Raw genomic sequence first — 24040 nt, 5'->3', positions numbered from 1 at the left:
TAATAAAAATAAAAACTAAATGCTAAATTATTTAGTACTTAGGTTTTGTTTTGTGTAAACTGTAATATTTAGGCGTGAGCCTAAATATTATTTATTATGGATTTGCTATTCTTTCAGGCATATCTTTAAAATAAATTGTAAAAATTCCATCTGTTAAAGTTGCTGTACCTGCAGCAACTGTACCTACAGTAGCTGCATTATCTACAGGTCTTGTACCATCAGGTGTATCACCATTACCGTCGATTGCAACTGAAGAACCATCTGTAGTTGTTCTGTCAATTGATGCAACTGCTGATAAATCATTATATATCTGTGTTTCTAAAAAATCTGCATTTGTTGCAAGTTCATTTAAAAACTCTACCCTAATTCCTGGTCTAGTATCTACTGCACCAACTACTAAATTTATAATCATTCCTGGGTTATTTTCACCACCAAATGAAATAGCACTATATGCATTTCCATTACCATTTGTTAAAAGAGCATTATCAGTATTATCCGCAATTTCATCATTCATTTGATCTGCGAAATAACCTAAAACTGCTAGATCTCTTAAAGTAGTAACATTTCCTGCACCATCGTTAGTAATATCTCCAGCTCTTACAGCTAACTGTAGACCATTTCTAATATTATTAATTTCAGTAATAATGCTTGTTCTTTGTGCAATACCTTCAATTTTATCACCAGTTCCACCAAATGTTTGGAACATATATATCATAGCTCCAACTACTACGATTACCATTGCTATCAGTTGTGGCATTTTTCGACCCTTTTTATGTTAAGATTATACCTACCTACAGCCCATATTAAAGTAGCATTTAGCTACACCAAAATTTATTTATATACTATACAAACAAATCTTCCATCATCATTTGAACCTGAATCATTTTCAAAATCATCTGTACCATCAAATTGATCTTGTTCTCTTAATAACTCTCCAAATAACATCTTTTCACAATACTCTCTACCTATAAATCCTTCTGAAAATCTAGATTTACTCATCAAAGAAGAATCTCCTGTAAAATCAACTAAAAGTTTATAAGAGTCTGCGTTTAACTTATTTGGAATAATATGCCAAATAACATCATCATTTGGTAGACTCATAGTTGTTTCTATTGTTCCAGAACCATCACTAGGATTTAATCTAGTGTTATTTTGATTTGTACCAACATTACTTAAGATACCAGCATCTGCTAAAACTTGAAAGTTAATATCACTTAAAATTCCTCCTGATTCGATATATGTATTTACATATCCATCAACCATAGAGACCATTGTTTTCATCTTTTCAATTTGTGACATAATAGCACTATCATCTGCTTCATATCTTGTTAAAAGTATCACCATTGCAGCAACAACAGTAATAATTGAAGATACCAGATAAGGCATATATATCCCTTGTTTTGATTAGATTTTTACAGTTACATGCATATTCTAGCATAAAAAGATTAGCTTAAATTATAATTATATTTTAGTCAGTTGATAAATTATTTTTTCACATAATTCTTTTATTTTTTTACTAACATAGCTTATATAATAGAATTTTAAAAAGAGATTTTTTATTCCATATTCAAAATGAAAAAATTATTTAAAAATAAATAAGCTATATTTAATAAATGGAAAATTTGTATATTATGTAAGATGGCACGCCTAGTAGGATTCGAACCCACAACCACCCGGGCCGAAACCGGGAGCTCTATCCAGTTGAGCCATAGACGCGCTAGAAATGGAATATTATCAAATACAAACTTAAACTTTTAGTAAAAAATTGTATCTAATAATATTAAGAAAAAGAATACTATTCCTAAATATCCATTTACTGTAAAAAATGCTTTATCGATTTTTCTAAAATCTTTATTTACTAAGTAGTGTTCATATGATAACATTAAAACACTAACTAATATTGCAATATAAGCAAAAGTCCCACCATTTGAAGTAACTACAAAGAAAAACCAAAAAACTATAGTTAAGGCATGAAAAACTTTTGAAATATTCATCGTATTTTTTACACCAAATTTTGAAGGAATTGAATGAAGTCCAAGCTTTTTATCTACATCAATATCTTGTAAAGAGTATAATAAATCAAAACCAGCAACCCAAAACATAACACCAATACTTAATAATATTGACCATAAAGTTATAGTCTCACTAACTGCAACAACACCTGCAATAGGAGCAAGTCCTAATGATATTCCAAGTATTAAATGAGCTAAAAAAGAGAATCTTTTAAAATATGAGTATGAACCAATAATTATTAAAATAGGTAAAGATAATATCAAAGCTAAATCATTTACAAAATATGCTACTAATATAAAACCCAAGGCATTTGCAAAAGTAAAAATTAATATTTGATTTGCACTTAATCGTCCATCTACATTTGGCCTATTTACTGTTCTTGGATTTAAAGCATCAATATCTCTATCTAAATACCTATTAAATCCCATCGCAAAATTACGAGCAGTTAGTGCAGCTAAAATTCCTAATACCAATAATGAAAACCCAAACCATCCTTTTGCAGCTACAATCATTGCAATAAAAATAAAAGGAAGTGAAAATATTGAGTGTTTGAACATAACTAGTTCATTGAAGTCATTTAATTTTTTTAACAATTTATTCATGTTGGGATTGTATCAAAATATAAGTAAAGAAAAGATTCTTTACTTACTATTTATTTTGATTTATTGTTCTTGATATTTTATTGAAGCGATTCTATTTTTTTCTGAAGTTATATATTCATTTAATTCAGAAGCACTGTTAAATACTTCTCCCCTTACTCTTCTGTTTTTAGCTTCACCATCTTCTGTACTATTATCATATAATGGCGTAGACTCTCCATATCCCATAGATTTAACTTGTGAAGGATTAACTCCTAGTGAAATTAGTGTTTCTCTAACTTTTGCAGCTCTTCTTGTAGATAAATCATAATTATATTTTGCCCCTGATAAAGAACTTGTATGACCTTCAATTAATGCATATAAACCAGTTTCTTTTAAAAAGTTTGCATAATCTTTTACTTCTTGGTACTCAGAAGCATTTGAATATACAGTTGAAGCATTTTTAAATTCAACATTTAACTCTTTTACCATGATACAATCTGCTGCATTTAAAGCTATTGTTGTACTTAACCCTAATAATGTATTTATTACTATTTTTTTCAAAATTCGTCTCCTTGATTTGATATAAAAATAATTATATCAGAAAAAAGTTTATTTTAAAGTAACGTTTATAATTATTTTGATACCATTTACATAAATCATTATTAAACAAAGGAAATAATATGACTAAATATTTAAGAAATTCTGCAGTATTAGCAGCTGCGGCAATTATTACTATGAGTGGTTGTTCTTCAAAAGAAGAAGTTTTATCAAGCTCAGTTGCTGAACTACAAAAAGCATTAGAAGAAAAAGATGCACAAATTTCTCAACTTGAAGCTGAAAAGTCAAAGGCTTTAAATTCAATTAATGCACTAAATGCTGAAGCCAAAGATAAAAATGCAGTAAGTAATTCATTAGTACCACCAAATGCAAAGCCAGGTGAATGTTATGCAAAAGTTTTAGTTCCAGAAAAATATGAAACTAAAATGATTAAAAAAATGGTAAAAGAAGCACAAGAAACTATTAAAATAGTTCCAGCAACTTATAAAGTAGTTGAGAAGAAAGTTACATTAAGAGAAGAATCAACAAAATTAGTTGAAGTTCCTGAAACTTATAAAACTGTGACTGAAAAAATTTTAGTAAAACCTGAAGCTACAAAATTAATACCTGTTCCTGCAACATATAAAACTGTAAGTGAACAAATTATGGTAGAACCAGAAAAAACAAAACTTGTATCAATTCCAGCAACATATAAAACTATTACTGAAAAAATCAAAATTTCCGATGCATATACTACATGGAAAAAAGGTAGAGGAGAGATTGAGAAAGTTGACAACTCAACAGGTGAAATTATGTGTTTAGTTGAAGTACCAGCAGTATATAAATCTGTTACTAAAAAAGTTATCGCTACTCCTGCTACTACTAAAGAGATTAAAACTCCAGCTGTTTACAAAACTGTTACAAAAAGAGTTGTAGCTACTCCTGCCACTACTAAAAAAGTTGTGACTCCACCTGTGTATAAAACTGTTACAAAACAAGTAGTAGCTACTCCTGCTACTACTAAAGAAGTTAAGATCCCAGCAATTTGTAAAATTGTAAAAACAAGAGAAGTTGCAACTCCTGCTAAAGAGATTAAAAGTGAGATTCCAGCAATTTATACTATGGTTCCAACAAAAGTAAAAACAGCTGATTCATACTTAAGATGGCAACCAATTTTATGTGAAACAAATACAACTACAAATGTAATTTCTAATTTACAAAAAGCTTTACAATCTAAAAACTACAAAATCACAAAAATTGATGGTGTTTATGGACCTGAGACAAAAGCTGCTGTAAATGCTTATCAAAAAGAGAATAAATTAAATCAAGGTGCATTAACTTTAGAAACATTAAAGTCTTTAGGACTATAATACCTTTTATTAAAACAAAAAGTGACTAATCACTTTTTGTTAATTTATACATAATAGAAAGATTTATGAAAATATTAAAATTTACATTTATAATAAGCCTATGTACACTTATATTTAATGGGTGTTCTTCAAAATCACAAGATGATATGATAGATTCAAACAAACAAGATATTTCACAGTTATTAAAAACTTTAATTCAAAAAGAAAAAGAGATTAATAATCTAAATAGAGAATTAGAAAACTGTAAAAATAGTAAATAAGAGATTAGATGAAAGAAATAGCAATCATTGGATCAACGGCATCTGGTAAAACTGCATTATCAATTGATATAGCAAATAAAACTAATTCTGTAATATTATCACTTGATTCTCTATCTGTTTATAAAGAAATAGACATAGCTTCTGCAAAACCAACACCACAAGAAAGAGGTGATATTATTCATTTTGGAATTGATGTTGTGTATCCAAATGAAGAGTTTGATGTTATCCAATTTATAGAACTATACAAACAAACAAAAGAGTTTGTAAAACAAAATGATAAAAATCTTATTATCGTAGGTGGGACTGGTTTTTACTTAAAAGCTTTAATAGAAGGATTATCAACGGGGATTAATCAAAATATTCCTTTGGATATTTCAAAAGAGGAAGCCTATGATTTACTTTATAGTTTAGATAAAGAGTATATGCAAAAAATTGAAAGAAATGACAGATATAGAATTGAAAAAGCCTACTGTATATATAAATCAACAAATAAAACACCAAGTGTTTATTTTAGTGAAAATCAAAAAACTCCTGTAGCAAAAGATTTAAAAATATTTGAAATCTTATGGGATAGAGAAGTTTTAAAACAAAGAATAAATCTAAGAACAAAACAGATGATAAATGATGGAATTATAGATGAAGTTATCTATTTAGAATCGAAATATGGAAGAAAACCAAATTGTATAAGTTCAATTGGAATTATTGAAACATTAGAGTACTTAGATGGAAAACTTACAAAAGAGCAATTAGAAGAGAAAATCGCTTTAAATACTGCAAAATTGGCAAAAAGACAAAACACTTTTAATAAAGGTCAATTTAAAGATAAAACTTCAAATATTATAGAAAACTTAAATTCAGATATTCTTAAGTATTTTTCGATATAATCCGCCTTCACAAAGAGTTTAATAAAGGGCCTGCCCAGACTTGACCTTTTATTTTACATTAATTTAAATAAGGAATATGGCGTGAAAAAAGACATCCACCCAGATTACAAAACTTGTACAGTTTCTTGTGCTTGTGGTAACTCATTCGAAACAAAATCAAATGTTGAAACAATGAGAATTGACATTTGTAATGCTTGTCACCCATTCTTTACTGGAGAGCAAAAAATCGTTGATGCTGCTGGTAGAGTTGAGAAATTCAAAGCTAAATACGCACAAAAATAAGTTAAAACTTACAAGTGCTTACTTTAGTTCCAACTCCAATAGGAAATCTAGACGACATCTCAAAGAGAAGTCTAGATGCTCTTTTGGAGGCAGAACTAATATTTTGTGAAGATACAAGAGTCACGAAAAAACTTCTACACCTTCTTGGCGAAAAAAACAATCTAGATTTTTCAAATAAAGAGTATAAATCATACCACTCTCATAATGAAAATCAAATCTTAAAAACTTTAACACCCGATACTTTTACTAAAAATGTAGTTTATGTTAGTGATGCGGGAATGCCTTGTGTTAGTGACCCAGGTGCAACACTTGTTGATTATTGTATTCAAAATGGTGTTACATATGATGTAATTCCAGGGGCAAATGCAGTTTTAACAGCATATGCAATGAGTGGATTTACACATACTACTTTTTCTTTTCATGGTTTTTTAGACCATAAAGGTGCAAGTAGAGCATCAAAATTAAATGACATTTTAAATGATTCTAATCTTGGAATTTTATATGAATCTCCCCATAGATTATTAAAATTATTAGAAGAATTAGCAAGACTAGATGAAAATAGAACTATATTTTTAGTAAAAGAGATTTCAAAACTACACCAAACAACTTTTAAGGACAACTCTAAAAATCTTTTTGAAAAATTCAAAAATGAGAATATTAGAGGAGAATGGGTTGTAATAATTGAACCAAAAGAAACTATTGGTCAAAACTTAGATTTAGCAGATATCCAATCTTTAGATTTACCTCCAAAAATAAAAGCTAAACTACTTTCAAAGATGACAGGTAAAAAAGTCAAAGATATTTATAACGAACTTCTAGAGAATTAATCCCTAGAAATTATGTTTTAATTGTTCAAGTTGATTATGAACTTGCTCAATTGTATTAATACTTTCAATTAATCTATTAAAATTATCTCTTTTTTGTTCTATATAACTATTACTTTGTGTTGAATTGTTATAAATTTTTTCTATTGATTCATTAATTAATCTCATATCATTTGAAACTAATTCTAACTTTTCACTAGATTGAGTAATATCTTGAGAAATTGCATCAATATTTTTTATAGTTACATCAACAGATTGGTTACTTTCTGTTAAACTCACCTGAGTTTTAGCTGCAAGTTTTTTTACCTCATCTGCAACAACTTTAAATCCATTACCAAATTCTCCTGCTCTTGAAGCTTCAATTGCTGCATTTAAAGCAAGAAGATTTGTTTGGATTGCAATTCCTGAAATTGAAGATAAAACTTTTTTAATCTCAGAAGCGTTTTTAGTTAAATCTTCCATATCATTAACTAAAGAACTGTTTGTTTCAACATTTGACATTAGATCTTTTACAAAGTTTTCAAATCTTGAAGTTATATCTACAATAATTTTATTACCTTCTGTTGTATCTTTATACACATGATTTAAAATAGTAACCATATCTTTAATTAAAGGGAAAGCCTCTTTTAATGAGTCTAATACTGCTGATCTTACTTTTGCTATTAATTGATATTTATGAATTTCTCTTTGTGCAAAATATAAATTAAAATTAGAGTACTTATGAACAAAATTATTTACATAATCATCATAAAAAGTTTCACCCTCTTTAACCTCATAAAAGAATAGTGCGGTAAGTGTTTGGTTGATATTTAGTCCTAATAATTCACCAAATGTTGAAAATCCTGCTAAAGGAATGTTATTAAATGTTTTTAGAGAGTTTAAACTATTAGAGTTTAATAATCTTCTTAAAATACAATCATTTAAAATTCCACCTATTGGACTTGAAGGTTTTCTTGAACTAAAACTTCTAAAATCACTATCTGTTTGAGATACAAAATCTTTGTTTTTTACTAAATGTAAAACATCACCAAAAGAGATATCACAAAAGAAAGAAATAGATTTATTTTCTATATCTACATTTGAAACTGACCTAATATATAACTCATTATCAACTTCAATTGCAAATGTATAATCAGATAAAACTGTTGCTAAATCTGATAAATCACATCTTAAATGTTGACAAAGTACATCTACAAAACTTGCAATACTATTTGATGATGGGTCTAATACACTTTGTACACTTCTATTTAGAAGATTTGATTGTGCAACTAAATATGTTAAATTTGTTTTTTCAACACTTTGAGATTTAAAAACTCCATATTTAATAGCTGGTTTTAATTTTACTAAAGCAATTATAGCATTATGTCTAATTGTATTACTGTTGTTAAAAATAAATGTTTCTTTAAAATCAAACTTTCCTCCAGCACTACCACCTACTAATAAACAAGGTAATTTTCCACTTTTATAAAGTGCTTCTGTTAAAAAGCTTTCACTATTTGATAAACCATCAACAATAGTTAATGCAAATGAATTCTCATGGTTAAAACTAAAAGGTACATTTATTCTATCTATTTCATTTTTTATTTTTTTGATTCTTTCATTATGACTTATTGTTTGTTGAGTTATATTTTCACTAAATAAAGGTATTGTTAAAATCTCTACATCTTCAATCATATCAGAACTAAAACTTTGTAAGATAATATTATTCCATGTTGAACTTGCATCTAAATATAAAGAGTCTCTTTTTTCATCTAAATTAAAAGTACACAACTCTCCTGCAGTTGTAGTTAATATAACTTTTGTATCACTTGGGAACATAGATTTAATTCTTCTTGCTACACTATCAAAACTAATGTGTGGTGATATAAATCCCAAAACTAATTTGGGAGCAATGTCATTAAAAAACAAAGATTAAGCTTGCTCTTGACTCAAACTTCTCTCATCACTTGTTAAAACCTTTATATAATTATTACTATCTAAACTCATAACTTTTAACCTTTCGAATTTTCAACTATCTTATATAACTAATAATTTTTAAATCTTAACAGAAAAATATAGCATGAGTATACATAATTAAAAGAATTTAAAAAAATAATTTGTATATATTATAAAAGATGAATATCAATTTATTTTAGATATAATCTCGCCATGATAATATATGGTAAACAAATTGTACTTTATGTACTTGATAAGCATCCCCAACTAATTGAAGAAGTAATGTTTTCAAAAGAGATTGAGCCAAAGCTTTTTTCTAAGTTTTTAAAACTTGGTAAAAAAATCATTAAGCTAGACAATAAAAAGGCACAAGCTCTATCAAAAGGTGGAAACCATCAAGGTTTTTTCCTAAAACTTTCAGAGTTTAGTTACACTCCCATAAAAGATATAAAAGATATGAATTTTATATTAGTTTTAGATGGATTAACTGATGTTGGAAATATTGGAGCGATAGTTAGAACAGCATACTCTTTAGGAGTTGAAGGAATTGTAGCTTCAAACGTTAAAACCTTAAATAATCAAGGGATAGTTAGAACAAGTGCTGGAGCTATGCTTGATATGCCTTTTACTATATATCCAAAATCAGTTGATTTAGCAAACGAATTAAGTCAATATGGTTTTGCTTTAATTGGTGCAACAATGGATGGAACTGATTTAAAAAAATATGGAAAAATTGAAAAAGATGACAAAGTAGCTTTATTTTTAGGAAGTGAGGGAGAAGGAATATCTCCTAAAGTTGCTAAAAAATTAGACTTGAAAGTTTCAATTGGAATGGAACATAAATTTGATTCATTAAATGTTTCTGTTGCAGCGGGTATATTAATTTATAATCTTAAAAAATAGTATAGAGAGTAATTATTATGATTGGTAAGTTTTTATTTTTAATTGTATCACTAAGTGTAGTTTTAAATGCAAGTTTAAATACAAAAGTAAAAGGTATCATAGGATACAGTGCTTATAATAAACATAAAAACCTAATTAATTATATATTTAAAAATAAATCTGCCTACTATACAAATGGTAAGATTGATTATGTAAAAGTTACAAGTGCTCTTCAAAATAATGGATTACTAAAACTTGGATACGGAGCAAATAGATTTATAGATGTTACATTTACAATAAATGATAATCCGAAAAAATCTTTTAAAATCTTAAATGATAGTTTAAAAACTATTGGTCACTACTACTACTTTACAAAAGAAGCCAATAAAAGTGATAATAGTTTAAAATGGACTATAAAATTGAAGACTAAAGCCGCCATAAACCCTCTTAGATTATCTCAAGAACTACAAAAAAATGGCTGTAGAGTTGTAGATATCCAAAGAGGGAGTTCGTATAAATGGAGTTATTATATAGATACAAGAAACTCTGATATTGAAAAAACCGTAGATTTAATAAATGAATCATCACAAAGTGTTAGAAAGTCTTCAAAACCATATATGGTTAGGGTATCCAATGCAAATGCATTAAATATCCAATCAAATAATGGAAATAACTGGCACCCAAATATAATTTTTTATGATGATGAATTGAATATAATCGATACATTTAAAGATGATAGTTTGCGCAAAGACCTTAGAGTTGATGTGCCTAATGATACTAAATATATTAAAATCAATGATTTATATACCCTTGCTAATCTAAAGCGGGGACTTACAATTACTAAGGAGTAAAACGTGTTTCCAGAAATAGACTTTGAAAGAATGAAGAGACTTCCAAACTATGTGTTTGCAGAGGTTAATAATATCAAAATGGAAGCAAGAAGAGCAGGAAAAGATGTAATAGACTTTTCTATGGGTAATCCAGATGGGCCAGCACCACAACATATTACAGATAAATTAAAAGAGGCTGCTGATAAACCAAAAAATCATGGATATAGTGCAAGTGCAGGTATTTATAAATTAAGACTTGCAATTTGTAATTGGTACAAAAGAAAATATGGTGTTGATTATTTAGACCCTGATAAACATGCAGTTGCTACAATGGGTTCAAAAGAGGGATATGTACACTTAGTTGAAGCTATTGTAAATGTTGGTGATGTTGCAGTTGTTCCAGATCCGACTTACCCAATTCACTCTTATGCATTTATGCTTGCAGGTGCTGCTGTTCATAAGTTTGAATTAACATTTGGAGATGATTTTAGAGTTGATGAAGAACTATTTTTTGAAAGATTACAAAAAACAATTGATGAATCAATTCCAAGAGTAAAATATATCGTTGTTAACTTCCCACATAACCCATCATGTGCTACAGTTACAGTTGATTTTTACCAAAGATTAGTTGATATGGCTAAAAAAGAGAGATTTTATATTATATCTGATATTGCTTATGCTGATATCACTTTTGATGGGTATAAAACTCCTTCAATTTTCCAAGCTGATGGAGCACTTGATGTAGCAGTTGAGTCATTTACTTTATCTAAATCATATAATATGGCAGGATGGAGAGTTGGATTTATTACTGGTAATGAAAAACTAGTGGGTGCACTTAAAAGAATTAAGTCTTGGCTTGATTATGGTATGTTTACACCAATTCAAGTTGCAGCAACGGTTGCATTAGATGGTCCACAAGATTGTGTAGATGAACATGTTGAAAAATATAGAAAAAGAAGAGATGTTATGCTTGAGGCATTTGAAGATGCTGGATGGAAAATGAACTGTCCAAATGCTTCAATGTTTATTTGGGCTAAGATTCCACAGTGTGCAGCACACTTAGGAAGCTTAGAATTTTCAAAACAACTGTTAACTGAAGCTGATGTTGCAGTAAGTCCAGGTATTGGATTTGGTCATTATGGTGATCAGTATGTGAGAATTGCATTAATTGAAAATGAAAAAAGAATTAGACAAGCAGCAAAAAATATAAAAAGATATTTAAAAACTTTAGAGAAATAGGAATAGGAATTAGAATGTTAAAAGTAGGAATTATTGGAGTTGGTACTGTTGGAGCAAGTGTTGCTAATATTTTAAGAGATAACAAAGATATTATCAAAGCACGTGCTGGTGTTGAAATAGAACCAGTTCTTGGAGTAGTTTCAAACTTAAGCAAAGATAGAGATGTAACTATTAAATTAACTGACAATGCTGATGAAGTTTTAAATGACGAATCAATTGATATTGTAGTTGAATTAATGGGTGGAATTGAAAAACCATATGAAATAGTAAAAAAAGCATTAGCAAATGGTAAAGCAGTAGTAACAGCAAATAAAGCGCTACTTGCTTATCACAGATATGACTTAGAAAAGTTAGCTGGTGATATTCCATTTGAGTATGAAGCAGCAGTTGCTGGTGGTATTCCAATTATTAATGCCCTAAGAGATGGATTAAGTGCAAATAATATCAAATCAATTAGAGGTATTATGAATGGTACTTGTAACTATATGCTTACAAAAATGATTAATGAAGGTGTTGATTATGACACTATTTTAAAAGAATCACAAGAATTAGGTTATGCAGAAGCTGATCCAACATTTGATGTTGGTGGATTTGATGCAGCACATAAACTTTTAATTCTTGGGTCTATTGCATATGATGTTGATGCAAAACCTGAAGATATTTTAATCGAAGGTATTCAAGATATTAGTCCTGAAGATATAGACTTTGCAAATGAGTTTAACTATACAATTAAACTTTTAACAATCGCTAAAAAAATTGGCAAAAAAGTAGAGCTTAGAGTTCACCCTGCATTTATTTCAAATGATGAAATGATTGCAAAAGTTGATGGTGTTATGAATGGAGTTTCTGTAATTGGTGATAAAGTTGGTGAAACAATGTATTATGGACCAGGTGCAGGAGGAGATGCAACAGCATCTGCTGTTATTGCAAATATCATTGATATTGCAAGACGTGGTAAAGGTGCTCCAATGCTTGGTTTTGAATTTGACCATAGTGAAAATCTTTCAATTATGCCAAAAGATGAGATTGAAACAAAATATTACTTAAGATTAAGAGTTGAAGATAAAGCTGGTGTTTTAGCAAAAATTGCAACTATCTTAGGAACTAAAAATATCTCAATTGAAAAGATGATTCAAAAACCATTAAATAAAACTTGTGCTCACATAATGTTATCTACTCACACTTCTGTTGAAAAAGATATTATGGATGCATTAAATGCAATAGTTGATGCTGGAGTAGTTACAGCAGATCCTGTTATGATTAGAATTGAAGACTAAACTTCAATTCTAAAAAATCTTGAAATCAAATAAACTAACCACAGAGGATATTCCCTCACTTATAAAACAATTAGCCATTCCAGCTAGTACAGGTATGTTTTTTAATACTATGTATAATGTTGTTGATACTTTTTATGCTGGACTTATCTCAACTCAAGCCGTTTCTGCTTTAACTTTATCATTTATGGTATTTTTTGTAATTGTTGGATTTGGATATGGTTTTTCTTCAGCAATCACTGCAATACTTGGAAATTCATTTGGTAAAAAGAGAAATCACTTAGCCTCTATTTATGCACATAAAGGTATTTTATTTATTCCTATTATTGGTATTTTTTTATCTATCTTAGGTCTTATATTTTCACCTGCACTATTTACTTTACTTGGAGCAAATGGTGAGTACTTAGATGATGCAATGACTTATATAAATCCAATTTTATTTGGAACAATATTTTTTATGTTTAACTTTTCTCTAAACTCTATTTTAGTTGCCCTTGGTGATACAAAAACATATAGAAATACTTTGATATTTGGATTCTTTGCAAACTTAGTTTTAAATCCTTTATTTATATATGGATTTTTATTTATACCTGCTATGGGACTTCAAGGTATAGCAATAGCAACAGTTTTAATACAAGTTATAAATATGTTTTATATGCTTTACAAAGTACTTCAAACAAAAGTAATACACTTTGAGAAACTAGAATACTTTTTACCAAATCTTAGAGTATACAAACACTTTTTATCACAAGGAATTCCTTCAAGTTTAAATATGCTTATTATGTCTATTGGTTCACTAATACTTACTTATTTTGTAGCTCATTATGGTATAGAAGCAATGGCAGGATATGGAATAGCATTTAGAGTTGAGCAACTTATGTTACTTCCTTGTTTAGGACTTAGTACTGCTGTTTTAACTTTAGTTTCTAATAACTATGGAGCCAAGAAGTATGACAGAGTTATTGAGATTTTGAAAACTGCTTTAAAATATGGATTTGTACTTTCAACTATTGGAATTATTACACTAACTATTATAGGAAGATTTTTAATCTCACTATTTGATTCAAATGCAACTGTTGTAGATTTTGGAGTTGATTATTTGCTTGTTGAAATTTGGATTTTCTATGCTTATGTTATTTTATTCATAAGTGTTTCAACTCTTCAAGGAATTAAAAAACCAAAAATGATAGTTTATATTGCACTTTATAGACAAATTGTAGCAAAATTTCTTGTTGCTTATATCATAGTAAAAATACTTGATTTAGAGTTTATTTATCTTTGGTTTGGAATTTTAGTTATGATTTATTCTGCAGCTATTTTTGCATACTATTATACAAATAGCTTATTAAAAAAAGTTTGTCATAGAACTATATAGGTTCTATGATTTAACAATAATATTAAGAGAAAACAACTCTTTTATTGCATCTTCTAGTAATTCTTTTGCTTCTTTAAAATTAATTTCATTCTCTTTACATAAAAGTTTCAATACCTCTTTTAAAGTCTGTTTCTTATTTAATTTTTTTAATAAAACAAATAAAAACTCATTAAGTTCTCTAAATAAAACTTCATCCCTAGAAAAGTCATAATAGCTTACTAAAAAATTTTCTCTTTTAATCTCATACTGACTATTAATAATATCAAAATTAAATTTTTTAATTCTAGCGCTTGAAGAGAGTTTATAACTCTCATTCCATGAAAATTCTGTGTTTTTTCTAAATTTATACTCTTTCATAAGTATTTCTACTTCAATCCAATCAAAATATAAAAGTTCATATAAATATTTTTTATTATGAAAAAGTTTTTGTTTCTTTACAAATTTTCTATAATCATTAGCAATTTTCCATACAAAAGGTGTTGAAGGAGGTTTTTTTAAAAATTCATATAGGGATTTTTCTAACTCATTAATTGAAATATGTTTTATAAATTCAGGGAAACTATTTTTAATTATCTCTTCAAATCTATAATAAACAAGTTTTTGATATACCTTATATGCATTGGAACTTGGATTATCCTCTTGCTTAGTAATAATATCAAAAAACCTCTTTTCTACATCTCTTTCTAGTTTAGCCATTCTTTACTTCTTCATAAATTTTTTTCATCTTATTATATTCAGTAACTAACTCTTCTAAAGGAGGTATATTATTATCTCTTTCAATCATTACAGGAGCATCAATTTGATTTAAAGTGTATTTTAATAATTTCCAAACACCTGAATCAATAGGCATACCATGAGAATCTATTTTCATATTCGCTTCTTCATCAAAATAATGTCCTGCCATATGCATATAAGCTACTTTACTTTTGTCTATTTGGTCTATAAATTTTCTTGCTTTAAAACCATGATTTACAGAATTTACAAATACATTGTTTACATCAAGTAACATTTTAGCACCTGATTTTTCCATAACTTCATTTATGAAATCAGTTTCAGCCATTTCACTATAAGGAACTAAATAATAAGTAGCATTTTCAAGTATTAAGTTTCTTTGAATAATATCCTCAACCTCTTTAACTCTATCACTAATAATCTCAATCATCTTCTTAGTCATTGGTACTGGTAAGAGTTCATAAGATTGTCTATTATCTAGTGATGAAAAACTCAGATGTTCAGAATAGTATTCGATATTGTATCTATCTAAGAAAGTTTTGATCTGTTTAACAAACTTTTTGTTTAGTTTGTCAACAGACCCAATTGATAGAGATAAACCATGAGCTATAGTTGGTCTTTGAAAAACTGCTTGCTCAAAAGCTTTTTCAAAAATTTTTGGCATATGCATCCAGTTTTCAGGAGTTACTTCCCAAAAATCTGGTTTAAATTTACTATCTTTTAAATCAAGTAAAAAATCACTTCTAAGTCCTAATCCACAACCCTTTAAATTTATCATCTACTCATCTTCTCCATTTCACCCACATTTACCAGCGCCACAAGCTCCTGTTGCTTTTTTCTCTGTCTTTTTCATCTCTCCACCACACTTACCTGCACCACAAGCTCCATCAGCTTTCTTTTTCATCTCTCCGCCACACTTACCTGCACCACAAGCTCCATCAGCTTTCTTTTTCATCTCTCCACCGCACTTACCAGCACCGCAAGAACCTTTCTTTTCCATTTTTTTAGCTTCACCACCACATTTTCCTGCACCACAAGAACCATTACCTGCAAATGCTGCTGTTGTACTTAATGCTGCACCTAATACCATACCTGCTAATTTTAGTTTTTTACTCATAATTTTTCCTTTAATTAAATTTAGTTTCTATTTTTGTTTTTCTTTTGCTTGAACATCAATAATAATTTTTACAGTTTCACTAACTGCTACACCACCTAATTCTAAAGCTTTGTTCCATTTTAATCCATAGTCCATTCTATTGATTTTACCATTAAGTGTAAAACCAACTCTTGTATTTCCTTGGAAATCTTTAATTGTAGATAAATCTTCAACCTCTAAAGTTACAGCTTTTGTAATACCTCTAATAGTAAGATTACCTTTCATTTCACCTTCATCACCATTAGCTTTATATGAAGTCATTTCAAAAGTCATCTTTGGGTATTTTTCAGATAAAAAGAAATCATCACTTCTTAAGTGGTTATCTCTTTTTTCAATACCTGTATCAATTGATTCTGTATCAACAGTTGCATTAAATTTGTTAAAAATCATATTTTTTGCATCAAAGTCAATTTCAGCATCATAAGATTTAAATTCACCTTTAACATTAGTAATCATCAAATGCTTTACTGAGAATCCAACTTCTGTATGTGAATTATCAAGTAGATATTCACTAGCATTTACAAGACTTAATGACATTGCCAATGCTAAAACTGATTTACTAATTAGTTTCATAATCCGCTCCTTTTTTGTGATAATAAAATTTTATATTTTTTATGTTTAGTTATTGTGTATTATATTTTTTAAGTTCAAAAATATAAAAAATACTTGGTATTATAACTAAAGTTAAAATAGCTGATGTAACCATTCCACCTATCATAGGAGCTGCTATTCTTTGCATAACTTCACTCCCTACTCCATTAATATACATAATAGGAATTAATCCGCCTAAAATAGCAAATAAAGTCATAAGTTTTGGTCTTAGCCTTAAAACTGCTCCCTCATAAATAGCTTTACTTATTTCTATTTTAGAAAAATTTGTAGAAGTTTTTTCTAACTTCTTCATTGATTCATGTAAATAAACTAACATTACAATTGAAGTTTCAGCAGCAACTCCTAATAGGGCTAAGAAACCCACTATTACGGCAATTGATATATTAAAATTTAAATACTCTATATAAAAAATTCCCCCACAAAGAGAAAATGGTAAAGTAAAAAATATTATCAAAGTATAATTAATATTTTTCAATGCAAAATAAATCAACATAAATATTAACATAAACGTTAATGGAATAATAAAAATTAATCTTTCCATCGCTGATTCTAAATATTGGCTCTGACCTGCCCATTCCATATAGTAACCACTTGGTAACTTTATATCCTTTAAAAGTTCAACAGCTTTATCTTTATACTCTTTTGCTGAAACCTCATTTTTAGGTGTTATATATATAAAATTTACATTTAATGCTTTTTCAGATTTAATTACACTTGGACCTTCTTCATAATAAAGATTTGCAAACTCACTAAGGGGTTGCATACCTAGTTTTGTTTTTATTTGAATATTGTTTAATTTTGTAATATCTTCTCTATATGAGCTATCATATCTTAAACTTATAGGGTATCTTTCTAATTTATCTAAAAATGTTGAGATTTTAGCACCCCCTACTCCAAGACTAATAGCACTTAAAACATCAGCTTTAGAAATACCATATCTAGCTATCATCTCTTCTTTTACATCAACATTTAAGTAATACCCTGAATTTATTTTATCAGTTGAAACAGAAAGTGTCTTATCAAATTTTTTTAATTTTTGTTCAATTAATCCAGCTGTCTGCTCTAATTTTTCATGGTCATTTCCATATAATTTAATTCCAAGAGGTGTTCTAATACCTGTTAGAAGCATATCAATTCTACCTCTAATTGGATATGTCCAAGAGTTAATAAGTCCATTTACTCTTAGTGCATTATCCATTTCACTCATTAGTTTTTTATATGTCATACCCTCTCGCCATTGCGATTCTGGCTTAAATGTAACTATTGTTTCAATCATAGCAAGTGGTGCAGGGTCCGTTGCAGTATCTGCTCGCCCAGCTTTTCCAAATACAGTCTCAACTTCAGGGAATGATTTTAAAATCTTATCAGTCTTTTGAGTTAACTCTTTTGCTAAATCAACTCCTATTCCATAAGGAGTTACAGGCATATACATAAAAGTTTGCTCATTCATCATAGGCATGAATTCCCAGTTTTGTTTTTTGTATGTCATTACACCTAAAACTAATGTCCCTAAAAAAACTAAAACAACTAGATATCGCAGTTTCAAAGCAAGCTTTAAAAATGGAGAATAAAGTTTCACAAAAAATTTATTCAATAGGTTTTTATCTTCACTTACAATCTTACCTTTGATAAAAAATATCATCAATATTGGAACTAATGTGATTGAAAGTATCGCACCCACACTCATAGCAAATGATTTTGTAAAAGCAAGTGGAGTAAATAATCTACCTTCTTGTCCAGTTAGAGCAAATATTGGTAAAAATGAAACTACAACAAGAACTAGTGCAAAGAATATTGGTCGCCCTACTTGCTTAGCTGATTTTATAATAATTTCTATTCTTTCATTATTTGAGATATTCTCTTTACCTTGAAGATATTTGTGAGCATTTTCAACCATTACAATAGTTGCATCAACCATCGCTCCAATTGCAATAGCAATACCACCTAAACTCATTATATTTGAACCTATTCCAAATAGTTTCATAAGAAAAAATGTAAGCAATACAGTAATAGGTAAAGTAATTATAATAATAAGTGCACTTCTAAAGTGGAATAAAAATAGTGCTGTAATCACCATAACAATAATAGATTCTTCAATAAGTGTATTTTTGAGTGTATCAATTGCTTTATCAATCAATGATGTTCTATCATAAGTCTCAACAACTTCAACTCCATCAATTTTTAGAGTTTCAAGTTTTGCTTTAACTGATTTAATTACTTTATATGGATTTTCACCATATCTAACAACTACAATTCCACCAACAGTTTCACCCTGCCCGTTTAAATCAGCCATTCCTCTTCTATTTGCTGAAGTAATATTAACCTGGGCAATATCTGAAATTTTCAATGGAATTGAATTCACTGTTTTAATAGTTATATCTTCAATATCTTTTAATGATTTTAGATAAGCCTTTGCTTGAATCATGTGCTCAAAACCATTTTCTAAAATGATTCTTCCACCTTTATCATCATTATTTGAAGTTATTGCATTTTTTATTTCATTAATTCCAAGATTATATTGAACCATTTTATCTTGATCAAGTGTGATTTCATAGTTTCTAATAAACCCACCAATTGATGCTATCTCACTAACGCCATCAACACCTAAAAGTGCATATTTATAGTAATAGTCTTGTAAAGTTCTTAACTCATCTAAACTTTTTGTATCAGATTTTAAAGCGTATTCATAAGCCCATCCAACACCTGTTGCATCTGGACCAATTGCTACAGTTGCACCTTCTGGAAAAGTCCCTTGTAGTTGTGATAATTGCTCTAGTATTCTATTTCTTGAATCATATAAATCAGTCCCATCTTTAAAGATGATATATATAAGCGCATTTTGAAATGAACTCATAGCTCTAACTGTCTCAATATTTGGTAAGCTCATTAGATTGGAAATAAGAGGATATGAAACTTGTTCTTCAATAGTCTTTGGACTCTGCCCTGCCCACTTAACTTGCACAATTACTTGAGGAGGTGATAAATCAGGTAAGGCATCTAAACTTGTGTTTTTAACTGCCCAAAATGAACCAACAGTTAAAACTAAAGTTAAGATCAATACTAAAAATTTGTTTTTAATACTATATGATATTAGATTTTCAACCATAACTATTACCAATCTTCATCATCAGATGTATATAAAGCATTTGTAATAGCATCTGAATCTAATAAAAATAAGGCATTATTTATAACCTCATCACCCTCACTTAGACCACTTGTAATTTTATATCTATTAGATGAGATTCTTGTGGCACTTATTTTTACTGGTTCAAACTCAGTTTTTGAAACTGGTTTAAATACATAATAATCATTTGCTTTTTTTAAAACTGCACTTTTAGGCAGAGTTAGCATAGATTTTTTCTCTTTACTTATATTAACTTTTGCAAACATACTTGGATAAAGAGTATTATCTTTATTATCTACTATAAATCTAACATCAACTGTTTTACTACTTTCATCAAAAATAGGATAGATAAAATCAACTTTTGATTCAATTTCCTTTGATACCCCATCAATTTTTATTTTTGCAGGCATGTCTTTTTTTACAAAAGATAAATCACTTTGATATATTGAAGCTATTACCCAAATTTTATCTAGTGAAGCTAACTGTAAAAGTAATTGACCCTTTTTAACTGCACTACCACTATTTATACTCTTTTTTAATAAAATCGAATTGCTATTAGCTTTGATATTAATACCATTTTTAGAAACCGTTCCTTTTTTTATTCTATTTATCTCACTTTGAGATATATCTAAATTTTCTAATTTTACTAGAGTACTTTTATAAATATTTTTATTAAATGTTTTTGCTATTTTTAATTCATCTTGTAAACTTTGAATTTCATCAGAATATACAGAGAAAAGTGTTTGGTTTTTCTTTATATTCATATATGTCTTATTTGCATCTAATTTAGTAATATAGCCATCAAATCTTGTTACTATATCTTTTATTGATGTTTCATCAATAACTGTTTTTCCATAAAAACTTTTATTAATAGAAATTGACTCTTTTTTTACTTTCGTTACTTTTTTATTAAATAACTGCTCAGCTTCTATAATTTTTGCATTTAAATTTGTAAAAATAAATATTGATAGAAAAATTGCACTTTTTAAATAAAACTTCTGCATTTACTAGTCCTCTAAAGTATAATATTTTGTTTTTGAATAGTTTGAAAAGTACTCAAACTTTTCATCTAAGGCTTTTATCTCAAATGAGATTAACTCATTTAGATTTTTAATTAAATCTTGTGGTTTTACACTTGAAAAGCTATTGTAGTTTTCAAGGTTTTTTTGGATTTTATTCTTAAGTGGTAAAACCTGTTTTTTAATAAGCTCATAGTTTACATAAGCACTGTTTGCATTGTTTATATAAGTTTTAAGTTCTGTTTGTAAAACTCTTTTTGTATCATCAAGTTTTGAAGAGACTCTATTTGATTCAAACTTTGCTTTTAAAGATTTCACACTTTGAGTATTGTTTATAGCTAAAGGAATATTTACAGAAATATTTGCATAATCTTCAAACTTATTGTCTCTGTTAAAATAAGTCACATTTAGCTTTATATCAGGGGTTTCATTTGCTTTTTCAAGCTTTGAAAGGTACATATACCTTTTTGATTTTACATACTCTTGCTTTATAATTGGATGTTCATCACTATTCATATTTAAAGTTAGTTTAGAAAGATTTTGTGTTTTTGTTTGAGAAATCTCATCTATTTTCATATAAGATATTTGCTCTAACTTTAAATATAAATTATCAATTAGATTTTTTAATTTTTGTTTTTGTATCTGCACATTTAAAAATAAAACTTTTGTATCAAGTACTTCATTTTGTGTAGCTTTTCCAAATTCATAAAGAGATTTAGATAAAGACTCTAATGTTTTGATATTTTTTTCATACTCATTTAGTAGTTTTAGCTTTTTTTCTAAAACTACTATTGAATATGCTAATTCATAAATCTTAGCTTTTAGCTTTAACTTTTTATCTTCTAATACTAAAGACTTTATTTGCATATCTTTTAAAGCGATTTTCTCTTTTATCTCCAATTTATCATTTGTAGGTATTACTTGAGAAAGTCCGATAAAAGAAGCCTGCATTGCTTCTTTATCTCTTTTAAAAGGCTTAGTAAAATGAATATCATTAAACCCTAAACTTAAAACTGGATCACTCCATTTTGAAGCTAGCTTTATATTCTCATTTGCTACTTTAATAGAGTGATTTAAACTTCTTAAATCACTACTATTTTGTAAACTATTTGAAACGATTTCATCTATTGATGCAGCAAAGCTTAAAGATGAGCAAATAATAAAAGTCAAAGCTAGCTTTTTCATTATAAGTTCACACTTCCTCTAATTGTATGCACTTTATCATCTGATGTTTTAAATTTTAGTTGATACTGCCATGTTCCACCCATAGAGAAATTAATCATCATCTTGTATTTGCCATTTACTAGTTTTGCTTTATCCTCATATTCCATATATGGCATACCTGGCATTTCTGGCATAAAGAATTTTGCTTTTACTTTTGCATCAGTCACTTTAGTTCCATCTTTTGATAATGTTACAAAAAAGTCATTATCACCTACAACCAAAGATTTTGTTGTTGTTAATTCTACTTCATAACCATTTTTCTCCCCAACTTGCTCAACAATTTCTGCATTTAAGAATCCAATAGTTATTAATAGTGCTAAAAAAGTTTTAAATAAAACCTTCATTATTTCTCCTACTAATAAATTTTGTATAATTACATACAAAGAGATAAGTAAGATGATCACATTTTTTTTAGATCAATGATAGAACTTTTAATGAAGTTTTATTAAATCTCCAAGGAGTCTATCACTTACTTCAAATCCCAATAGGTTGATTAAGCTTCGAGCTTCTGTCATTATGGAGATAGGATAAAAGTAAGGTTACTTATCTGTTTGTATGTAAAATAACATTTGTAAAGGTATTTGTGATGTATAAACAATTCATAGGAATAGATATTTCTAAAGATAGCTTTGATTTAACACTACTTGAAAATAGTGGTGAAATTAAACTAGAAGTAAAGCTTACAATGAATAGAGATGGATTTGATACTTTAGTAGAGTATTTATCCACATATCCTAAAGAAGAGCTTTTAATAGCAATGGAAGCAACTGGTATTTATCATTTACCACTATTATCTTTTTTATTAGAAAATAGTTTTAAGTGTGTAGTGATTAATCCAATACTCATAAAGAGTTTTATTGGTTCAACTACCCTTAGAAAAACTAAGAATGATAAAAAAGATGCAGCTTCAATTGCTCTATTTAGTTTAAAATCATATCAATCTTTACATCTTGCTAGTACTAATAATATTGAAAATATTAGACCGCTTATCCGTGAAAGAGAAAACCTCTCGAAAGATGTAGCAAGATTAAAAACTGAAATAAAAGCTAATTTAGTGCAATTATTCCCTGAATTGTTAAAGAACACAAATATATTTACAAAGAGCATTTTAAATCTGCTCCTTAAAGCTCCTAGCCGTAAAGCAATTAGGAACTTAAGGGAAAAGACCATCCAACGAATCTTAGATGATACAAGTGGCAATAAAGTTAAAATTACTGCAAAGGATATATTAGCCTTAGCAAAAACTTCTATCGCCGTATCCGATAAATATCTTGAAAAGGTTTTAACTTCTAAAATTAGAAGATTAATAGCTATTCAAGATGAATTATCTATTCTAGATTCTGAGTTGGAAAACTCTTTAGAAGATACTGATATAAACAATGATATTGATATAGTACAATCAATACCAGGAATTGGAGCAGTAACTTCTAAAAACTTTATGGTTGAAGTATCCTCTGTTGATAAGTTTAATTCCGTAAAGCAACTATGTGCTTTTATAGGAATTGACCCATCAGTTAGACAAAGTGGTACTTCAATCAACTATAGGGGCAAAATCTCTAAAAGAGGTAATGCAAACCTTAGAAGAACTATTTGGCAAATGGCAATTGGTACTATTCGTTCTTGTGAAAAATTTAAACTCTATTTCTCTAAAAAACGAGAAGAAGGTAAAAAATTCAAACAAGCTGTTATTGCTGTTGCAAATAAACTTCTAAAAACAATATTTGTAATGTTAAAGAACAAAACCAAATTTGATGAAAATTTAGCTTTAGGTGTTTCCAAATGAAACTTTAAAATCTTTGTTTTTTAGTTAGGTTTCTTTATAGTTGACTCCTTTATTTTATTTAAAAAATTTTATACTATTTTGTGTGTAAAATATGTGGAGTTAAA

At 28.3% G+C, this 24040-nt stretch carries 24 protein-coding genes and 1 tRNA gene; 11 read left to right on the top strand and 14 right to left on the bottom strand.

Annotation, left to right across the window (positions count from 1 at the left end):
• Window positions 1–94 precede the first annotated feature (94 nt).
• The 5 genes from APAC_RS00565 to APAC_RS00545 form a co-directional block, all read right to left on the bottom strand.
• Window positions 95–757, bottom strand: coding sequence for a hypothetical protein (locus APAC_RS00565; protein WP_130232257.1), 663 nt, complete (start codon window positions 755–757; stop codon window positions 95–97).
• 74 nt (window positions 758–831) lie between these two features.
• Entirely contained in the window at window positions 832–1386 is a 555-nt protein-coding gene (locus tag APAC_RS00560) for a hypothetical protein (protein ID WP_130232256.1), read from the bottom strand.
• 253 nt (window positions 1387–1639) lie between these two features.
• A tRNA-Arg gene (locus APAC_RS00555) sits at window positions 1640–1716 on the bottom strand.
• A 38-nt stretch (window positions 1717–1754) separates the two neighbouring features.
• Complete coding sequence (gene mqnP, locus APAC_RS00550; protein WP_130232255.1) at window positions 1755–2615, bottom strand: menaquinone biosynthesis prenyltransferase MqnP; 861 nt, start codon at window positions 2613–2615, stop codon at window positions 1755–1757.
• A gap of 60 nt (window positions 2616–2675) precedes the next feature.
• Entirely contained in the window at window positions 2676–3155 is a 480-nt protein-coding gene (locus APAC_RS00545; RefSeq protein ID WP_130232254.1) for an OmpA family protein, read from the bottom strand.
• Window positions 3156–3274: 119 nt separating this feature from the next.
• On the opposite strand from APAC_RS00545, the gene APAC_RS00540 reads away from it, so the two are divergent.
• The 5 genes from APAC_RS00540 (at window position 3275) to rsmI (ending at window position 6754) form a co-directional block, all read left to right on the top strand.
• Window positions 3275–4501, top strand: a complete 1227-nt coding sequence (locus APAC_RS00540; protein ID WP_130232253.1) for a peptidoglycan-binding domain-containing protein — start codon at window positions 3275–3277, stop codon at window positions 4499–4501.
• Window positions 4502–4566: 65 nt separating this feature from the next.
• Window positions 4567–4761, top strand: coding sequence for a hypothetical protein (locus APAC_RS00535; protein WP_130232252.1), 195 nt, complete (start codon window positions 4567–4569; stop codon window positions 4759–4761).
• A gap of 8 nt (window positions 4762–4769) precedes the next feature.
• Window positions 4770–5645 carry a tRNA (adenosine(37)-N6)-dimethylallyltransferase MiaA gene (gene miaA, locus APAC_RS00530; RefSeq protein WP_130232251.1) on the top strand — a complete coding sequence of 292 codons (876 nt, stop codon included), beginning with the start codon at window positions 4770–4772 and terminating at the stop codon, window positions 5643–5645.
• Between the two features lie 81 nt (window positions 5646–5726).
• Complete coding sequence (rpmE, locus tag APAC_RS00525; RefSeq protein ID WP_130232250.1) at window positions 5727–5927, top strand: 50S ribosomal protein L31; 201 nt, start codon at window positions 5727–5729, stop codon at window positions 5925–5927.
• Between the two features lie 14 nt (window positions 5928–5941).
• Window positions 5942–6754: a 16S rRNA (cytidine(1402)-2'-O)-methyltransferase gene (gene rsmI / locus APAC_RS00520; RefSeq protein WP_130232249.1), complete on the top strand. Its 813-nt coding sequence runs from the start codon at window positions 5942–5944 to the stop codon at window positions 6752–6754.
• Between the two features lie 3 nt (window positions 6755–6757).
• Here the strand turns inward: rsmI and APAC_RS00515 are convergent, their stop codons facing one another.
• Complete coding sequence (locus APAC_RS00515; RefSeq protein WP_130232248.1) at window positions 6758–8659, bottom strand: methyl-accepting chemotaxis protein; 1902 nt, start codon at window positions 8657–8659, stop codon at window positions 6758–6760.
• Between the two features lie 240 nt (window positions 8660–8899).
• Between APAC_RS00515 and rlmB the strand changes: the two genes are divergently transcribed.
• Genes rlmB through APAC_RS00490 form a run of 5 tightly spaced genes read left to right on the top strand, consistent with a single transcriptional unit; the run spans window position 8900 to window position 14286 of the window.
• The gene (rlmB, locus tag APAC_RS00510; protein ID WP_130232247.1) at window positions 8900–9589 is read left to right on the top strand and encodes a 23S rRNA (guanosine(2251)-2'-O)-methyltransferase RlmB; all 690 of its coding nucleotides are present in this window, start codon (window positions 8900–8902) and stop codon (window positions 9587–9589) included.
• Window positions 9590–9606: 17 nt separating this feature from the next.
• On the top strand, window positions 9607–10419 hold the full coding sequence (locus tag APAC_RS00505) for a hypothetical protein (protein WP_130232246.1): 813 nt from the start codon (window positions 9607–9609) through the stop codon (window positions 10417–10419).
• Between the two features lie 3 nt (window positions 10420–10422).
• Window positions 10423–11637, top strand: a complete 1215-nt coding sequence (locus APAC_RS00500) for an LL-diaminopimelate aminotransferase (protein ID WP_130232245.1) — start codon at window positions 10423–10425, stop codon at window positions 11635–11637.
• Between the two features lie 14 nt (window positions 11638–11651).
• Window positions 11652–12914 (top strand): homoserine dehydrogenase, encoded by a 1263-nt coding sequence (locus tag APAC_RS00495; protein ID WP_130232244.1) that lies wholly within the window; start codon window positions 11652–11654, stop codon window positions 12912–12914.
• A 19-nt stretch (window positions 12915–12933) separates the two neighbouring features.
• A complete protein-coding gene (locus tag APAC_RS00490) occupies window positions 12934–14286 on the top strand; it encodes an MATE family efflux transporter (protein ID WP_228255929.1) in 1353 nt (450 codons plus the stop codon).
• 3 nt (window positions 14287–14289) lie between these two features.
• On the opposite strand, the gene APAC_RS00485 is transcribed toward APAC_RS00490, so the two are convergent.
• Genes APAC_RS00485 through APAC_RS00450 form a run of 8 tightly spaced genes read right to left on the bottom strand, consistent with a single transcriptional unit; the run spans window position 14290 to window position 22497 of the window.
• The gene (locus APAC_RS00485) at window positions 14290–14982 is read right to left on the bottom strand and encodes an HvfC family peptide modification chaperone (protein WP_130232242.1); all 693 of its coding nucleotides are present in this window, start codon (window positions 14980–14982) and stop codon (window positions 14290–14292) included.
• Entirely contained in the window at window positions 14975–15796 is an 822-nt protein-coding gene (locus APAC_RS00480) for an MbnB/TglH/ChrH family RiPP precursor modification enzyme (protein ID WP_130232241.1), read from the bottom strand. Before APAC_RS00480 ends, APAC_RS00485 begins: the two co-directional genes overlap by 8 nt.
• Window positions 15797–15814: 18 nt before the next feature.
• Complete coding sequence (locus APAC_RS00475; protein ID WP_130232240.1) at window positions 15815–16135, bottom strand: HvfA family oxazolone/thioamide-modified RiPP metallophore; 321 nt, start codon at window positions 16133–16135, stop codon at window positions 15815–15817.
• Between the two features lie 27 nt (window positions 16136–16162).
• Complete coding sequence (locus APAC_RS00470; RefSeq protein ID WP_130232239.1) at window positions 16163–16747, bottom strand: YceI family protein; 585 nt, start codon at window positions 16745–16747, stop codon at window positions 16163–16165.
• Between the two features lie 49 nt (window positions 16748–16796).
• Window positions 16797–19892 (bottom strand): efflux RND transporter permease subunit, encoded by a 3096-nt coding sequence (locus APAC_RS00465; RefSeq protein WP_130232238.1) that lies wholly within the window; start codon window positions 19890–19892, stop codon window positions 16797–16799.
• A 5-nt stretch (window positions 19893–19897) separates the two neighbouring features.
• On the bottom strand, window positions 19898–20914 hold the full coding sequence (locus APAC_RS00460) for an efflux RND transporter periplasmic adaptor subunit (RefSeq protein ID WP_130232237.1): 1017 nt from the start codon (window positions 20912–20914) through the stop codon (window positions 19898–19900).
• 3 nt (window positions 20915–20917) lie between these two features.
• Entirely contained in the window at window positions 20918–22114 is a 1197-nt protein-coding gene (locus tag APAC_RS00455) for a TolC family protein (protein WP_130232236.1), read from the bottom strand.
• Window positions 22114–22497: a FixH family protein gene (locus APAC_RS00450; protein WP_130232235.1), complete on the bottom strand. Its 384-nt coding sequence runs from the start codon at window positions 22495–22497 to the stop codon at window positions 22114–22116. The genes APAC_RS00455 and APAC_RS00450 overlap by 1 nt, the downstream gene beginning before the upstream one ends.
• 242 nt (window positions 22498–22739) lie before the next feature.
• Between APAC_RS00450 and APAC_RS00445 the strand changes: the two genes are divergently transcribed.
• A complete protein-coding gene (locus tag APAC_RS00445; RefSeq protein ID WP_130232234.1) occupies window positions 22740–23936 on the top strand; it encodes an IS110 family RNA-guided transposase in 1197 nt (398 codons plus the stop codon).
• Window positions 23937–24040 lie beyond the last annotated feature (104 nt).

This window comes from Malaciobacter pacificus (assembly GCF_004214795.1).
Lineage (GTDB): Bacteria > Campylobacterota > Campylobacteria > Campylobacterales > Arcobacteraceae > Malaciobacter_A > Malaciobacter_A pacificus.
This window is presented reverse-complemented; position numbering and strand designations above follow the sequence as displayed.

Bases quoted from the DNA above. Each gene is read 5' to 3' on its own strand.
- rlmB (WP_130232247.1), top strand. From the start codon at position 8,900: ATGATAATATATGGTAAACAAATTGTACTTTATGTACTTGATAAGCAT.
- APAC_RS00455 (WP_130232236.1), bottom strand. From the start codon at position 22,114: ATGAAAAAGCTAGCTTTGACTTTTATTATTTGCTCATCTTTAAGCTTT.
- APAC_RS00540 (WP_130232253.1), top strand. From the start codon at position 3,275: ATGACTAAATATTTAAGAAATTCTGCAGTATTAGCAGCTGCGGCAATT.
- APAC_RS00505 (WP_130232246.1), top strand. From the start codon at position 9,607: ATGATTGGTAAGTTTTTATTTTTAATTGTATCACTAAGTGTAGTTTTA.
- APAC_RS00565 (WP_130232257.1), bottom strand. From the start codon at position 757: ATGCCACAACTGATAGCAATGGTAATCGTAGTAGTTGGAGCTATGATA.
- APAC_RS00470 (WP_130232239.1), bottom strand. From the start codon at position 16,747: ATGAAACTAATTAGTAAATCAGTTTTAGCATTGGCAATGTCATTAAGT.
- APAC_RS00465 (WP_130232238.1), bottom strand. From the start codon at position 19,892: ATGGTTGAAAATCTAATATCATATAGTATTAAAAACAAATTTTTAGTA.
- APAC_RS00560 (WP_130232256.1), bottom strand. From the start codon at position 1,386: ATGCCTTATCTGGTATCTTCAATTATTACTGTTGTTGCTGCAATGGTG.
- APAC_RS00495 (WP_130232244.1), top strand. From the start codon at position 11,652: ATGTTAAAAGTAGGAATTATTGGAGTTGGTACTGTTGGAGCAAGTGTT.
- APAC_RS00480 (WP_130232241.1), bottom strand. From the start codon at position 15,796: ATGATAAATTTAAAGGGTTGTGGATTAGGACTTAGAAGTGATTTTTTA.
- APAC_RS00460 (WP_130232237.1), bottom strand. From the start codon at position 20,914: ATGCAGAAGTTTTATTTAAAAAGTGCAATTTTTCTATCAATATTTATT.
- mqnP (WP_130232255.1), bottom strand. From the start codon at position 2,615: ATGAATAAATTGTTAAAAAAATTAAATGACTTCAATGAACTAGTTATG.
- APAC_RS00485 (WP_130232242.1), bottom strand. From the start codon at position 14,982: ATGGCTAAACTAGAAAGAGATGTAGAAAAGAGGTTTTTTGATATTATT.
- miaA (WP_130232251.1), top strand. From the start codon at position 4,770: ATGAAAGAAATAGCAATCATTGGATCAACGGCATCTGGTAAAACTGCA.
- APAC_RS00475 (WP_130232240.1), bottom strand. From the start codon at position 16,135: ATGAGTAAAAAACTAAAATTAGCAGGTATGGTATTAGGTGCAGCATTA.
- APAC_RS00535 (WP_130232252.1), top strand. From the start codon at position 4,567: ATGAAAATATTAAAATTTACATTTATAATAAGCCTATGTACACTTATA.
- APAC_RS00445 (WP_130232234.1), top strand. From the start codon at position 22,740: ATGTATAAACAATTCATAGGAATAGATATTTCTAAAGATAGCTTTGAT.
- APAC_RS00450 (WP_130232235.1), bottom strand. From the start codon at position 22,497: ATGAAGGTTTTATTTAAAACTTTTTTAGCACTATTAATAACTATTGGA.